This window comes from Granulicatella seriolae (assembly GCF_024543085.1).
Lineage (GTDB): Bacteria > Bacillota > Bacilli > Lactobacillales > Aerococcaceae > Granulicatella > Granulicatella seriolae.
In genome coordinates this window covers 136,891-149,806 of sequence record NZ_JANHNZ010000003.1, presented here as the reverse complement: position 1 = coordinate 149,806, position 12,916 = coordinate 136,891, and the positions used below count along the sequence as shown (strand labels likewise).

General features: G+C 36.8%; 17 protein-coding genes. 2 read left to right on the top strand and 15 right to left on the bottom strand.

Annotated features, from left to right (window positions below; translation table 11 throughout):
• Window positions 1-107 precede the first annotated feature (107 nt).
• The 4 genes from frr to rpsB all read right to left on the bottom strand — a co-directional run bounded on the left by frr (window position 108) and on the right by rpsB (window position 3,240).
• On the bottom strand, window positions 108-665 hold the full coding sequence (frr, locus tag NPA36_RS04670; RefSeq protein ID WP_256944948.1) for a ribosome recycling factor: 558 nt from the start codon (window positions 663-665) through the stop codon (window positions 108-110).
• Between the two features lies 1 nt (window position 666).
• Window positions 667-1,389 (bottom strand): UMP kinase, encoded by a 723-nt coding sequence (gene pyrH, locus NPA36_RS04665; RefSeq protein ID WP_256944947.1) that lies wholly within the window; start codon window positions 1,387-1,389, stop codon window positions 667-669.
• 93 nt (window positions 1,390-1,482) lie between these two features.
• Window positions 1,483-2,364: a translation elongation factor Ts gene (gene tsf / locus NPA36_RS04660; protein WP_256944946.1), complete on the bottom strand. Its 882-nt coding sequence runs from the start codon at window positions 2,362-2,364 to the stop codon at window positions 1,483-1,485.
• 108 nt (window positions 2,365-2,472) lie between these two features.
• The gene (rpsB, locus tag NPA36_RS04655; protein WP_256944945.1) at window positions 2,473-3,240 is read right to left on the bottom strand and encodes a 30S ribosomal protein S2; all 768 of its coding nucleotides are present in this window, start codon (window positions 3,238-3,240) and stop codon (window positions 2,473-2,475) included.
• A 290-nt stretch (window positions 3,241-3,530) separates the two neighbouring features.
• Here rpsB and NPA36_RS04650 point away from each other — a divergent pair, with 290 nt between their 5' ends.
• On the top strand, window positions 3,531-4,169 hold the full coding sequence (locus NPA36_RS04650; protein WP_256944944.1) for a lysophospholipid acyltransferase family protein: 639 nt from the start codon (window positions 3,531-3,533) through the stop codon (window positions 4,167-4,169).
• 153 nt (window positions 4,170-4,322) lie between these two features.
• On the opposite strand, the gene NPA36_RS04645 is transcribed toward NPA36_RS04650, so the two are convergent.
• Both NPA36_RS04645 and NPA36_RS04640 read right to left on the bottom strand, forming a co-directional pair.
• The gene (locus NPA36_RS04645; protein WP_256944943.1) at window positions 4,323-5,024 is read right to left on the bottom strand and encodes an MgtC/SapB family protein; all 702 of its coding nucleotides are present in this window, start codon (window positions 5,022-5,024) and stop codon (window positions 4,323-4,325) included.
• A gap of 132 nt (window positions 5,025-5,156) precedes the next feature.
• Window positions 5,157-5,969, bottom strand: coding sequence for an SDR family oxidoreductase (locus tag NPA36_RS04640; protein ID WP_256944942.1), 813 nt, complete (start codon window positions 5,967-5,969; stop codon window positions 5,157-5,159).
• Window positions 5,970-6,176: 207 nt separating this feature from the next.
• Between NPA36_RS04640 and NPA36_RS04635 the strand changes: the two genes are divergently transcribed.
• A complete protein-coding gene (locus NPA36_RS04635) occupies window positions 6,177-6,731 on the top strand; it encodes a GNAT family N-acetyltransferase (protein ID WP_256944941.1) in 555 nt (184 codons plus the stop codon).
• Window positions 6,732-6,951: 220 nt separating this feature from the next.
• On the opposite strand, the gene NPA36_RS04630 is transcribed toward NPA36_RS04635, so the two are convergent.
• The 9 genes from NPA36_RS04630 to NPA36_RS04590 all read right to left on the bottom strand — a co-directional run bounded on the left by NPA36_RS04630 (window position 6,952) and on the right by NPA36_RS04590 (window position 12,913).
• Window positions 6,952-7,473 (bottom strand): GNAT family N-acetyltransferase, encoded by a 522-nt coding sequence (locus NPA36_RS04630; protein WP_256944940.1) that lies wholly within the window; start codon window positions 7,471-7,473, stop codon window positions 6,952-6,954.
• Between the two features lie 292 nt (window positions 7,474-7,765).
• The gene (locus NPA36_RS04625) at window positions 7,766-8,155 is read right to left on the bottom strand and encodes a hypothetical protein (protein WP_256944939.1); all 390 of its coding nucleotides are present in this window, start codon (window positions 8,153-8,155) and stop codon (window positions 7,766-7,768) included.
• A gap of 355 nt (window positions 8,156-8,510) precedes the next feature.
• Complete coding sequence (gene rplS / locus NPA36_RS04620; RefSeq protein ID WP_256944938.1) at window positions 8,511-8,858, bottom strand: 50S ribosomal protein L19; 348 nt, start codon at window positions 8,856-8,858, stop codon at window positions 8,511-8,513.
• 352 nt (window positions 8,859-9,210) lie between these two features.
• On the bottom strand, window positions 9,211-9,948 hold the full coding sequence (trmD, locus tag NPA36_RS04615) for a tRNA (guanosine(37)-N1)-methyltransferase TrmD (RefSeq protein WP_256944937.1): 738 nt from the start codon (window positions 9,946-9,948) through the stop codon (window positions 9,211-9,213).
• Window positions 9,948-10,463, bottom strand: coding sequence for a ribosome maturation factor RimM (rimM, locus tag NPA36_RS04610; protein ID WP_256944936.1), 516 nt, complete (start codon window positions 10,461-10,463; stop codon window positions 9,948-9,950). The genes trmD and rimM overlap by 1 nt, the downstream gene beginning before the upstream one ends.
• Window positions 10,464-10,488: 25 nt before the next feature.
• Window positions 10,489-10,857: a hypothetical protein gene (locus tag NPA36_RS04605; protein ID WP_256944935.1), complete on the bottom strand. Its 369-nt coding sequence runs from the start codon at window positions 10,855-10,857 to the stop codon at window positions 10,489-10,491.
• Window positions 10,858-10,890: 33 nt separating this feature from the next.
• On the bottom strand, window positions 10,891-12,174 hold the full coding sequence (locus NPA36_RS04600) for a DUF1576 domain-containing protein (RefSeq protein ID WP_256944934.1): 1,284 nt from the start codon (window positions 12,172-12,174) through the stop codon (window positions 10,891-10,893).
• A 33-nt stretch (window positions 12,175-12,207) separates the two neighbouring features.
• Window positions 12,208-12,558, bottom strand: a complete 351-nt coding sequence (locus NPA36_RS04595; RefSeq protein ID WP_256944933.1) for an MmcQ/YjbR family DNA-binding protein — start codon at window positions 12,556-12,558, stop codon at window positions 12,208-12,210.
• A 103-nt stretch (window positions 12,559-12,661) separates the two neighbouring features.
• The gene (locus tag NPA36_RS04590) at window positions 12,662-12,913 is read right to left on the bottom strand and encodes a KH domain-containing protein (RefSeq protein ID WP_256944932.1); all 252 of its coding nucleotides are present in this window, start codon (window positions 12,911-12,913) and stop codon (window positions 12,662-12,664) included.
• Window positions 12,914-12,916 lie beyond the last annotated feature (3 nt).

The following is a 12,916-nucleotide window of genomic DNA, read 5'->3' as shown; positions in this document are numbered from 1 at the left end:
TCACGGCGGTGCCACCGTTCTCATTTCTGATAAGCTTTTTCGCAAAACTCTTTTGTTTGAATAGCAGCCTGGACTTTTTGACCGGCCTCTTTTAAGAAATATTTCTCTTATACGTCTAGAAGTTCTTTTTCTTTATTAGCCGCAATAGCATCAATTTCTTTGACACTTTGGTCAGTAATTTTTTGAACATCTTGTTCTAGACTACGCAATTCATCTTCGGTAATTTCTTTGTTCTTTTCAGCTTTCTTCAAAGCATCAATAGCATCACGGCGAATGTTACGTGTGCTAATTTTTGCTGATTCAGCTTCTTTACCTACTTGCTTCGCTAACTCTTTACGTCTATCAGCTGTTAATTGTGGAATTACTAAACGAATAACATTTCCATCATTGGTTGGTGTAATTCCAATATCTGATACCATTAACGCTTTTTCAATATCTTGTAATAAGCTTTTGTCATAAGGCGTAATCATCAACATACGAGCTTCTGGAACAGTAACTGAAGCAACTTGATTAACTGGTGTTTGAACACCATAATAACTTACCTCAATACGGTCTAAGAGACTAGCATTAGCACGACCAGCACGAATAGAAGCTAATTCACGTTGCAAAGCTTCTTCTGTTTTTTTCATACGTGCTTTGGCATTGTCTATGATTTCTTTCGTCATTTTATTTCCCCCTAACTGTTGTACCGATATTTTCTCCTAAAATAGCACGGCGAATATTGCCTTTTTCATTCAAGTTAAATACGACTAATGGGATATCATTGTCCATACTTAAAGAACTTGCAGTTGAATCCATAACTTGTAACCCTTTTTGAATCACATCTAAATGAGTAAGTTCGTTAAATTTCTTAGCATTTTGGTCTACCTTTGGATCGGCGCTATAAACGCCATCCACATTATTTTTTGCCATTAAAATGACATCTGCATCAATCTCAGCTGCACGTAAAGCTGCTGTCGTATCTGTAGAAAAATAAGGGTTTCCCGTACCAGCTGCAAAAATAACAATTCTTTCCTTTTCAAGATGACGAACTGCTCTACGTCTGATATATGGTTCTGCGATTTGTCTCATGTCAATTGACGTTTGCACTCTAGTTGGTACACCAACATTCTCAAGTGTATCTTGCAAAGCTAAAGCATTCATCACAGTGGCTAACATGCCCATGTAATCTGCTTGCGCACGTTCCATACCCATCTCTGCTCCGGTAGTCCCACGCCAGATATTTCCTCCGCCAACAACAATGGCCATCTCAACACCTAAATCATGTACTTCTTTCAATTCTTGGACAATTTCTTTAATGGTTGGAGGATTAATTCCAAATCCAGCTTGCCCCGCCAATGCTTCACCACTTAACTTTAATATCACTCGTTTATACTTTGGGTTCACCATTACTTTTCCTCCTTAGCATTACTTCGCTTCTTATAAATAAGAGAGAATGGAGATGCATATCGCAATTCTCATTCTCCCTCTATTTTGAAATTATTATTTTTTAACTTGACTCATAACTTCTTCAGCAAAGTTATCAACACGTTTTTCTAATCCTTCACCAACTTCATAACGATGGAAGATTGTTACTTTACCATCTTTTGAAGCTACATATTTTTCAACTGTTACATCAGGATCTTTAACAAACGGTTGGTCATTCAAGCTAATTTCAGCTAAGAATTTATTTAGGCGTCCTACAATCATTTTTTCAACAATTGCTGCTGGTTTGCCTTCATTTAAAGCTTGTTCTGTTAATACTTTCTTTTCGTGTTCGATTTCTTCTTGAGAAACATGTTCACGGTCTACATATTTAGGGTTAATTGCCGCAATATGCATAGCCACATCTTTAGCAACAGCTTCATCAGAAGTTCCTTCAACAACAGTAAGAACTCCAATACGTCCGCCCATATGCAAGTATGCACCAAATGCGTCTGCATCTGTTTTATTGATTAATTCGAAACGACGCAAAGTAATTTTTTCACCGATAACGGTAGTTGCTTCTGCGATTTGATCAGCAAGAATTCCGTTTGGTCCTTCTAATGCTAATGCTTCATCTAAAGTTGCAGGTTGGTTATCAAGAATTACTTGTGAGATTTCAGCAACTAATGCTTGGAACTTATCATTTTTCGCAACGAAATCTGTTTCTGCATTCACTTCAATAATAACAGCTTGATTACCTTCAACTAAAACATTCGTAATCCCCTCTGCTGCGATACGGTCAGCTTTTTTAGCTGCTTTAGCTAGACCATTTTCACGTAAATAGTCTACTGCTGCATCCATATCTCCATCAGTTTCGACAAGTGCACGTTTAGCATCCATCATGCCTACACCAGTCATGTCACGTAATTGTTTTACTTCTTGTGCTGAAATTTTTGCCATTAGTCTTCCTCCTATATTCTACTACTTGATTTTTAAAAAAAGCTGTTTGAAACCTTGAAGTATTTGCTACAATTCTTCATATTCCAAACAGCATTTATGTGGTAATAATTAAGCGTTGGTACCTTCAACTAATTTTTCGATATCTTCTAAAGAAGTATCTTTGTCTAAGTCTTCTTCATCAACTGCTACATCTTCACCTTGGTTTCCTTCGATGAAAGCATCAGCCATTTTAGCAACGATTAATTTCACTGCACGGATAGCATCGTCATTTGATGGGATAACAACATCAATCTCATCTGGATCACAGTTTGTATCAACCATAGCAACAATCGGAATGTTTAATTTTTGAGCTTCTTGAACAGCGATACGTTCTTTGCGTGGATCCACGATGAACATAACATCAGGAATACGAGGCATATCTTTGATACCGCCAAGATATTTTTCTAAACGATCTAATTCTTTTAGTAAAATACCTACTTCTTTTTTAGGCAAAACATCAAATGTGCCATCTTCTTGCATTGCTTGGATTTTTTTCAAACGTTTGATACGAGTTTGAATAGTATCCCAGTTTGTCAAAGTTCCACCTAACCAACGATGGTTAACATAGTATTGACCTGAACGAAGAGCTTCGTCCTTGATAGCTTCTTGTGCTTGTTTTTTAGTCCCTACAAAAAGTGCTACTCCACCTTCTTCAGCAACGTTACGCATATAGTTATATGCATCGTCTACTAAACGAACAGTTTTTTGCAAGTCAATGATATAAATACCATTTCTTTCTGTGAAGATGTATTTCTTCATCTTAGGGTTCCAGCGACGTGTTTGGTGTCCAAAATGTACACCAGCTTCTAACAATTGTTTCATTGAAATAACTGCCATGTTTTTTTCCTCCAATATGGTTTTTTATTTTTCCTCCCCAAGGTTCAACTAAGTAGAGACTTCTATATGAAGCACCCTCTATCTTATCCTCTTAGGTGTGAAATTGGTTTTTACACCGTTATCTATTGTACATGATATTAAAGTAATATACAATAGTTACAGATGATTTATCATCATTTTTCTAAATTTGTTGATAGATCTAGCTTTTATGAAGCCTCTGTAGTTTCATTATAGCATCGAAAAAACTATTTACCACCTTGGTATTATCTAATTGAAGGAGTTTTATCCATATGATTTATAAGATTACACTTTATATTGTCCGTTTTATTCTCATCGTTCTAAATGGCTTTGCTAATTATTCAGGACAAGAAAACTTACCTAAAGATAACGGTTATTTGCTAGTAGCTCCCCACCGGTCATGGATAGATCCGGTTATGATTGCTATTGCCGTCTATCCGCAATCCCTTATCTTTATGGCTAAGCAAGAATTATTTTCTTGGAAACCATTTGCCTGGTTTATTAAAAAGCTAGGGGCATTTCCGGTAAATCGTGAGAAACCTGGACCTAGTGCTATTAAACATCCAGTCACTATGCTGAAAGATGAAAAAAAAGCCTTGGTAATCTTCCCTACTGGAACTCGTTATTCTGACGATATTAAAGGTGGTGCCGTGACTATTGCACGTTTGGCCAAGGTTCCTATTCTTCCCGTGGTTTATCAAGGGCCTTTGACTTTAGGCGATATTCTCAAACGTAAAAAGATGCATGTTCGTATCGGTCAACCCATTGAGGTTCCTCAAGGGAAGCTTTCTAAAGAAGACTTGAATCAAATAGACTTGGTGATTAAAGAGTCCTTTGACCAATTGGACAAGGAGATTAATCCCGAGTATCGTTATGAGTTGCCTGTTAAGAAGGCGAAGAACAAAAAGTAATTGAATTTACAAAAAACTTATATATATTCAAAAAGCGCTTAAAATCAATAAAAAAATTGATTCTGAGCGCTTTTTCAATATTTAAAGGTTAGTTTTATGACCTGCTAATGTAAAGTTTGTCAATAAAAAAAGTTTATATTTACCTTCAGCTAACTACAAAGTCTCCATCATCGTCTTCTCACAATTGATAACATCTTCATTTCTAGATAGCATTTCTAACAGCTTATCAAACTCTTGACGTCCCAAAGATTTTATTTCAAAAACAGTGGTATATATTTTTCTCTCACCGTGAATATGGGCGTCATATTTAACCGCAGAAAAATCTAAGTTTAGATCTTTCATAATAAGTTTAACTTCTTCAATTGTATCCGTTCCTCCAAAGTACTTTATGATTAATACAGTTGGGGTATTAATATGAACAAGCCGCTTTAAAATGAAAAGAATGCTTGCAATAATCAGAAATCCTGTGATAGCGATATTGAAATAACCCATCCCTACTGCAATGCCCAAGCAGGCAACTGACCAGATGGAGGCTGCGGTTGTCAAGCCTGATACGCTTCTTTTAGTGACAATGATAGTTCCTGCTCCTAAAAACCCGATACCTGAGATAACTTGTGCAGTTAATCTGGCAGGATCCGCTCGAAACAGGTCGACTAAATCTGGATTTGCTCTAGCCATTTCCAAGGCATCTTTTGCAATTTCAGATTGGATAACTGCGACTAAAGCAGCCGATATTCCTACTAGTAAATGGGTTTTGATTCCAGCATGACTTTGATTTTTTTCTCTTTCAAATCCAATAACCCCAGATATTATAAACGCAAGAGTCAGTCTAAGGATAATTTCTTTTGTTTCCATGCTACAACTCCTTAATATTGTATTTCGGCAACAAAACAACCAACACTTACCAATATATACATAATAGCACAGTCTTTGAGACTACTCTATTAATATGACAGCATTATTAAAAGACTTAGCAAAAGCCTATTCCTAGCTATAAAAATATGAAGCCGTGGCACCACCATCAATTAGAATATCGGCTCCAGTTATAAATGCACCTTTTTCTCCTAAGAGTAGTTCTGCAACATTGGCGACCTCATCCGCTGTTCCAGGTCGCCCAGCTGGAGCAGACTTAAACATATTTTGGTAGTACTCACCTCTTGGCCCATTGAATTCATCTAAAGCAAGTGGTGTAACGATAATTCCGGGCGAGATCGAATTAATACGAGCACCCTTTTTCCCCCAAACAACTGCTTGTGCCATAACACGCTTTACGTTACAACGTTTTGCCATTTGGTAAGCATGCAAGGTATCTTTCATCTTATACACTTGAAGTTCTCCCAAACTCAAGAGCTCCTCATAAGGTGTAGTAGCTAATTTCTTGTCGAGCTCTGGACTTAAAGCAGGCATACGATGGCCAGACTGGCTTGAAATAGTGACACCTGTGCCACCTTCTTTGATAACTTTTCCAACCTCTTCCAAAAGAACAGCTGTACCGTAGAGATCAACTCGCAAGATTTCTTCGATAGATGCCTGGCTTGGGGAAACTCCAGCTCCATTAATCAGCATAGCAATATCTCCATATTCTTGCGCTGTTTTAATAAAATTTAGAATAGATGCTTGTGAAGACAAATCCATTTCCAATGCCACAACGTCAAAACCTGCTTGTCTCATGGTGGTTGCCATAGCTTCACTATTGACTTTACTTCTATCACCAATAACAATTTTCTTACCATACCCAACTCTACGAGCGATAGCCATACTAATCTGACCAGCACCTGTTACTAAAACAACATCCTTCATGGTCGACACTCCTCTTTTTATTTACTACTTCCTAGACTCTTTCACTATTCATTATAGACAATTGAGAGATTTATGTCCAAGTCCAAATGGGATAAGTGAATTGTGACAGCGAGATATTTTAAAAGTTAAGTTTATTGCTATCTAGGATAATTTGTAAATTTACAGTATAATTCAAAGTAAAATAAGTTTACGAAAGGTGTGTATCTGATGAAAGGTTTTACTTTAAACATCACAAATGACTTGGCATTACTCTATCCTGAATTATCTATGGCACAGGAATTATTTGACCTCATAAATTCCGACCGTGAACACATCGGCAAATTCCTACCTTTTGTTGATATTACAAAATCTGTAGACGATGAAACCAATTATCTGAAGATGAAATTGAGTGGTGTTGCTAATGGTACAGATTTTCCTTGTTTTATCACAAAATCTGATAGAATTATTGGTACTATTGATTTACATTTTATCAATCACGACAACAAAAAAGCAGAAATCGGCTACTGGTTACATTCTTCCTACGCTCGTCAAGGACTTACAAAATTAGCCGTACAAACAATCTGTGACTATGCATTTCAAAATCTTGGTTTAAACAAACTGGTTATCAAGGCTGATACTGAAAACATTGCTAGCAATCAAGTGGCGCAATCATGTGGTTTTCGCTTGGTAGGGGTAAAAAAACAAGATATGTTGATGCGTGGTGAGTTTCGTGATATGAATGTTTATGAGATTTTGAAGAGTGAGTGGGAGAAAAAGCTTTGAAGTGGTAGGATGAATAGTTGACGATTTTAGTTACATGATTCAATACTTCTAAATGACTACCAAAAGAAAAAAGGGTGTATAGAGAGGACTAGGTATTCTCTCTATACTCCTTTTTTCAGTTTGAATCCATCAAGACTCTGTACGAACTGCTTAAGAACATTTAGGACATTTAAAAGAACAATATTTTCTACTGAGTATAGACAACATAATCAAACTATTATTATCCAAACACTTTTTGATAAGCATACCTTTCTCCATCAGACACTGGAAGCTTTATAATCCCTTTAAAATCAAACCCATTCGATAAAATCACTTTTTGCATTGCTGTATTGAATGGATGGGTATCTACACGTATATCCTTAGCTCCATTCTCTACTGCTATGACCGTCAACAATTTAAAAAATAATTTTGCATACCCTTTTCCATTTTCAGCTGGATCAATTGCAAAGCGATGAATAGAATAATATGGGGATTTTGCTTTTGTCCATGATCCATACTCTATATTAGAATAAGCTGCTTCTATTTGATCTGTAAGAATAGCGGTACCTACAATGCGTTTATTAATCATCAGTAGGTAGACAAGATTATTTTCTATTGCATCTGCTAAACTATCCAGTGTTGGCTCATCTTTGCCAGACCATTGAGGGGAACCACTTTGTTTTAGTAATTCTTTGCACCTACTTATAATGTTCTCAATCTTTTCGATATCTTTTAAGCTAGCTTTATCTACAATAATTGACATAATCTTTCCCCCTTTTAAAAAACTATAGCATGTTGCGTTATTACAAACAAGCACATCTTCATAGACTCATGGATGAAATAAACTGAATAGATTCCTAAATATCCATCAACACATAAGATTCAAATTACGCTCCTACGATAAATGTTATAGATATCAATTTCATTCTTTTCAAAAATTTTTTCTAGCTCATCTACCCCACTTTTTTGGCAAATTCATATTCTGCATGTGATATAGGTACAATCATTAGCCATGCAATATAGGTGTTTTCTATTAACAGACTTTCTGTATTTTCCTATAAAAATGGGTCCGTTAATAATACATGCTTCATATCACTTTCCGCTATATATTGACTGATGATATTTTCTGCAATATAGCCCGGATAACATTTATGCGAATCCATTACATCCAAAGCAACCGAAGCAATAATCTGTTCAAACTTTTCTATCTTTACATCACTAGCCCCTAATAGCTCTACACGCAACTCTCTCCCACTACTTTGTAAACCAATATCAGTATTAATTAATCCAACTGTACCACATGACTGAACTCCTTTTTGAGGAATATCAAAGCATTTCAAAATATAAATGTTTTTCTTTTCTAATAGATCCCAACATCTTTTAACTGTAGGTTCTCCATTAAATATATCAACTTCTCGTTGTGCTACCTCATTGTTTAGTCCCATCTCATTACCTCCTCATAATTCAATGCATAACCTTTTTGTCTCCGCCGACATAAGTTCTATACGAACTATATCACTTGGTTGTAGTAATTTTTCCAATTGGGCCATATTTTAATGTATAGCAATATTAGTTCTGGATATCAATTTTTTTACCGGTAAATCCCCTCTAGCTACAAATCTGTCCACAACATTATCATAGTATCAGTCTATTTATCAGTCAAGATCTGTGCATTCAAATGGTGCATTAGTAATACTACAGCTAACAAATTTGATAAAAATTATTTTCTAAGAAAAACAAAAAAACCCTTGATAAACAAGGGCTTTGACATCTGTCAGACTTTTTAGGAATAATCCGTTATTATCTTCTGATTTCTTTGATACGAGCTGCTTTACCACGTAGGTTACGTAAGTAATACAACTTAGCACGACGGACTTTACCGTAACGTACAACTTCGATTTGTGCAACACGTGGAGTGTGTAATGGGAAAGTACGTTCCACACCGACACCGTTAGAAACTTTACGTACTGTATAAGTTTCACTAACGCCAGCACCGCGACGTTTGATAACAACGCCTTCGAATAACTGAATACGTTCGCGAGTTCCTTCGACAACCTTAGCATGTACACGAACTGTATCTCCTGGGCGGAAAGCTGGAATATCAGAACGTAATTGCTCTTGTGTCAATTCTTCGATTAATTTACTCATGTCTTCTTCTCCTTCCAACAAACACTCTTGAATCAGTTCACTACCTGTTCAGCGGAATATCGTTATCTCTGAATAGTTTCCTACTCACTCGAAATATAGTACCATATTCCACCAAGCCTGTAAAGTAAATTTTCTTGATAAATGGTGCTTTGACCATAAATTTTTTCAAAAAACTAGAATTAGGAGCTGGACAAAAGTCCTTCTAATCCATCAAGAAAAAGTTTTCGAGAAATAAATCTGCAACCACGTAGCAGCTAAGCTGTAGGATCAAGACTCACGGCGGTGCCACCGTTCTCATTACAGATTTATTTCTCGGAAACTATTCTATCTTACTATACTACATACTTTTCACCTAAACTTCTTCCGCCTTAATCTCTTCCAACAATCTGGCTTCCAAAGAAGAAAGTTCCCGTTTCTCTAAAAGGTCAGGACGCCTTTGATAAGTTCGCCTCAAAGATTCTTTTTCCTGCCATTCTTTAATCTTCTTATGATTACCACTGAATAAAACATCAGGAACTAACATCCCTTTGTAATCTCTTGGCCTTGTATATTGCGGGTGTTCTAAAAGCCCTGTTGAATGCGAATCGGTGATAGCAGACTCCTCATTACCAAGAACATCTGGCAAAAGACGCACAGTAGCATCTATCATCATCATGGCCGCTAATTCCCCACCCGTTAAAACAAAGTCTCCAATAGAGTACTCATCTGTAACATAATGACGAATACGCTCATCATAACCCTCATAATGCCCACAAATGAAAACAAGATGCTCTTCCTCAGCAAACTCTTCCGCAATTTTCTGTGTGAATGGTTTACCTGATGGGTCCATCAATATAATTCGTTTCTTGGTATGAGGCACCTCCTGTTCAAGCTGTTGTAAAGCAAGATCAATCGGTTCAACCTTCAATAACATCCCAGCTCCACCACCAAAAGGATAGTCATCAACATGGTTGTGCTTATTATTGGCAAACTGCCTAAAATCCAGTGTATGAAAGTCAATTTTTTTGTTCTCTCTAGCTTTCCCAATCATAGACTGGGTCATAGGCCCATCAAACATATCAGGAAAGAGTGTTAAAACATCCATTCTCATTAGTCAATTAACCCCTCTAACACATGTATAATAGCACGATTTTCATCTAAGTCAACAGTATGCACAACCGGTTCAATAAATGGAATCAAATAGGGTTTCTTTGCCTCACCTTTAACCACCCATACATCATTTGCTCCGGTAGAAATAATCTCATTCACTTTACCTAGTAGCTGACCCTCATCCGTAAAGACTTCCAGACCAATAATTTCGTGGTAATAATACTCATCGTCTTCTAAGTCTTGCAGATTCTCTGAGGCAACTTTTAAGATGCCATCTCTGAAGGATTCGACGTCATTAATATTTTTGTAGTCCTTAAAGGTTAACAAATCAAAATTCTTATGCTTACGATGCGACTCTATCACTAAAGACAAAGGGGCTTTCTTGTCTCTGAACAAAACAAGTTCATTGCCCTTTTTATAACGCTCTTCGACAAAATCACTAGAAGAAATAACTCGAACTTCCCCTTTTAACCCTTGTGTGTTCACAACCTTACCTACTGTATAATAATCTGTCACCAAAAAAACTCCATTCATCATGTTTTTATTCAAAAAAATGCACTACTTGATCCATAGCATACCGTTTTACTTGCACTTTAAACACTTGATTGATAGTCGAAATTTCAAATTCATCAATAGTCTTGCCTAGCATATTATAGTTTTTATCACGGCTATGAGTTCCTAAGAGAGAATTATAGATAGCATCCAATTCAGGTTGTTTCTCAACAGCTAAGCCGTGTTTGAAAGCTTCTAAATCATCCGGTAACTTGTCAAAAGGTGCACTCAGACAAATCGTTACAGACTCATTTTCTTGATAATCAATCTTTATGGTAATATCATGCATGCCATGTGACAAGTAATAATCAACCAATTCTTTTAATAGTCGTTTTGTATAATCTTGTTCTGTAATCATCCTTGACTCCTCCCACTGAATCAAATTAATAGTTTACTTTTTCTTACCCGGTATGATTTTTCTTACAGCATCAAGAACCGGAACCAATGCCGCAGCGACAAACCCTCCAGAAAAACCATTATTATAAAGATTTAAACCACCATGTAGATAAGCCACATGACTCACCATGGACATATGAATAAAGCCAGCAACAAAACCTGCAAGAGGTCCATAATACCCACTAATAGGCGCTAAGGTTGTTCCAAATAGTGCCGCAATCAACACACTCGTTGAAGCTGGTTGATTTAAGTTCATGTGAGCTGCTAAGGTTACCCCAATCAAAACAGGAATAATATTTTTGGCATGCTTCCCAAAGGCACCAAAACTCATGACGGAAATAATCCCGCCTATTAAAGGGCCATTCAGTCCATGCCCAAACACCATAACATAAGCAGTGAAGATGAGTCCCAGCAAACCCACATTTAAACAAACAGATGCCATATTAGTCATTTCCACAAAGTCAGACGGTAAACGTCCAGAGTTGGAGAAAATAGAAAATAATTGATTGGACTGCTTAGTCGTCATATAGGCTCCAGTCAGGAAGATAAAGAGAATTATAGCAAGCAATAAGCAGATTAGAAAGGTTTGGTAAGACCCCGTATAAAGAAGGACTGTTCTTTCAACCTCAAAGCCCATCATATTAATCATAGCTGTAAAGACCATACCGATAATCCCTGCTGTAAACCCAACGTTATAAAGGCTGTACCCTTGATGAAAACCTAAAAACTGAGTGGCTAGCGGTGGGAAAACAAATCCTATGGTAATCCCAACCAAAATACTAGCGGGAACGCTAACCCATAAAGGATAACCCATTCCAAACGCAATAAAAGAAACTAATGGTCCCAAAGCAGAACCAAATAAACTAACAATAATATAATTACGAAAATGTTGCCGACTCAAATGGGCATACAACATAACCCCAACAGTGATTGGAATACTGTTAAAGAGATTCTTTCCAAAAAAGGAAAAGCCAGCAACCGTTCCTAAACTAGCAATGACTGCCCCATTGATCGGCATCTTAAATCGATACAAAAGCAAGATACTTAAGAGCATCATGGTCCCCACATTAAACAAGGTTGCCCCCATTGAGGCTAATTCAATATAGTCTGTGAACAATTGACCAGTTGAAAAAAGTATCCTCTGAAACCCTTGGTAAAGTTGATTAGGACTATCAAAAATTAAAGCCAAGCCTATAAAAACGCTCGCTAAAAAACTTAAGTAGCTATAATAATTTTTTTCAGTTTTACTAAATACATGAGTACTCCTCGGTCGATTCATTGAACACTTCCTCATCATCAGCTCTTGAACGTATCAAGACAGCTTTTTATTTTTCCCCTCTTTGGTTAAGTGATAGCTATCAAAAATCATTTGTTTGAAGTCATCATCTGGAACATCTCCACCTATAACAATCGAATTCCAATGTTCCTTGTTCATATGGTAGCCAGGAAAAACGTCATCATAACGGCTTCTCCAAAATTCTGTCCAATCTGGATGGCATTTCACGTTTACTAGTGTTCTACCTTGATAATCAATAATCAGGGCAAACCACTTGTGATTTTCTTTGTGTTTAATAGCGATAGCATCATACTTTTTAAAAGGTTTTTCAAAATAAGTTTCTGGTAATGTCAAAGAAAAGTCAAGCACTTCCTGTGTGTTTTTCATGTTCTATCCCCTCTTGATTTCCATTGTATCTTATAGAGGAGATTGAAACAAGTTTGAAAATAGGAAAGAAAAAAAGCCAGCGACCTAAATCACTGGCTCTACTTTAGTTTTCTTCAGTATTAGAGATGCTGATACGCACACGCTTTGGTCCTTTGGTACGTACGCTATAAGCGATGGTACGGATTGCTCTTGCAACTCGACCTTGCTTACCAATCACACGACCCACATCTTCAGGATGAACAATCAAAGTATATTCCATGAATTCATCGGATTCAGAAATTTCAATTGTTACCACTTCTGGATGTGCCACTAAAGGGCGAACCATTGTTAATACTAATTCACTAATATCAGGCATAGT

Bases quoted from the DNA above. Each gene is read 5' to 3' on its own strand.
- NPA36_RS04635 (WP_256944941.1), top strand. From the start codon at position 6,177: ATGAAAGGTTTTACTTTAAACATCACAAATGACTTGGCATTACTCTAT.
- NPA36_RS04630 (WP_256944940.1), bottom strand. From the start codon at position 7,473: ATGTCAATTATTGTAGATAAAGCTAGCTTAAAAGATATCGAAAAGATT.
- trmD (WP_256944937.1), bottom strand. From the start codon at position 9,948: ATGAGAATGGATGTTTTAACACTCTTTCCTGATATGTTTGATGGGCCT.
- NPA36_RS04595 (WP_256944933.1), bottom strand. From the start codon at position 12,558: ATGAAAAACACACAGGAAGTGCTTGACTTTTCTTTGACATTACCAGAA.
- NPA36_RS04590 (WP_256944932.1), bottom strand. From the start codon at position 12,913: ATGCCTGATATTAGTGAATTAGTATTAACAATGGTTCGCCCTTTAGTG.
- frr (WP_256944948.1), bottom strand. From the start codon at position 665: ATGACGAAAGAAATCATAGACAATGCCAAAGCACGTATGAAAAAAACA.
- rpsB (WP_256944945.1), bottom strand. From the start codon at position 3,240: ATGGCAGTTATTTCAATGAAACAATTGTTAGAAGCTGGTGTACATTTT.
- NPA36_RS04605 (WP_256944935.1), bottom strand. From the start codon at position 10,857: ATGATTACAGAACAAGATTATACAAAACGACTATTAAAAGAATTGGTT.
- rplS (WP_256944938.1), bottom strand. From the start codon at position 8,858: ATGAGTAAATTAATCGAAGAATTGACACAAGAGCAATTACGTTCTGAT.
- tsf (WP_256944946.1), bottom strand. From the start codon at position 2,364: ATGGCAAAAATTTCAGCACAAGAAGTAAAACAATTACGTGACATGACT.
- NPA36_RS04640 (WP_256944942.1), bottom strand. From the start codon at position 5,969: ATGAAGGATGTTGTTTTAGTAACAGGTGCTGGTCAGATTAGTATGGCT.
- pyrH (WP_256944947.1), bottom strand. From the start codon at position 1,389: ATGGTGAACCCAAAGTATAAACGAGTGATATTAAAGTTAAGTGGTGAA.
- NPA36_RS04625 (WP_256944939.1), bottom strand. From the start codon at position 8,155: ATGGGACTAAACAATGAGGTAGCACAACGAGAAGTTGATATATTTAAT.
- NPA36_RS04650 (WP_256944944.1), top strand. From the start codon at position 3,531: ATGATTTATAAGATTACACTTTATATTGTCCGTTTTATTCTCATCGTT.
- NPA36_RS04645 (WP_256944943.1), bottom strand. From the start codon at position 5,024: ATGGAAACAAAAGAAATTATCCTTAGACTGACTCTTGCGTTTATAATA.
- NPA36_RS04600 (WP_256944934.1), bottom strand. From the start codon at position 12,174: ATGAATCGACCGAGGAGTACTCATGTATTTAGTAAAACTGAAAAAAAT.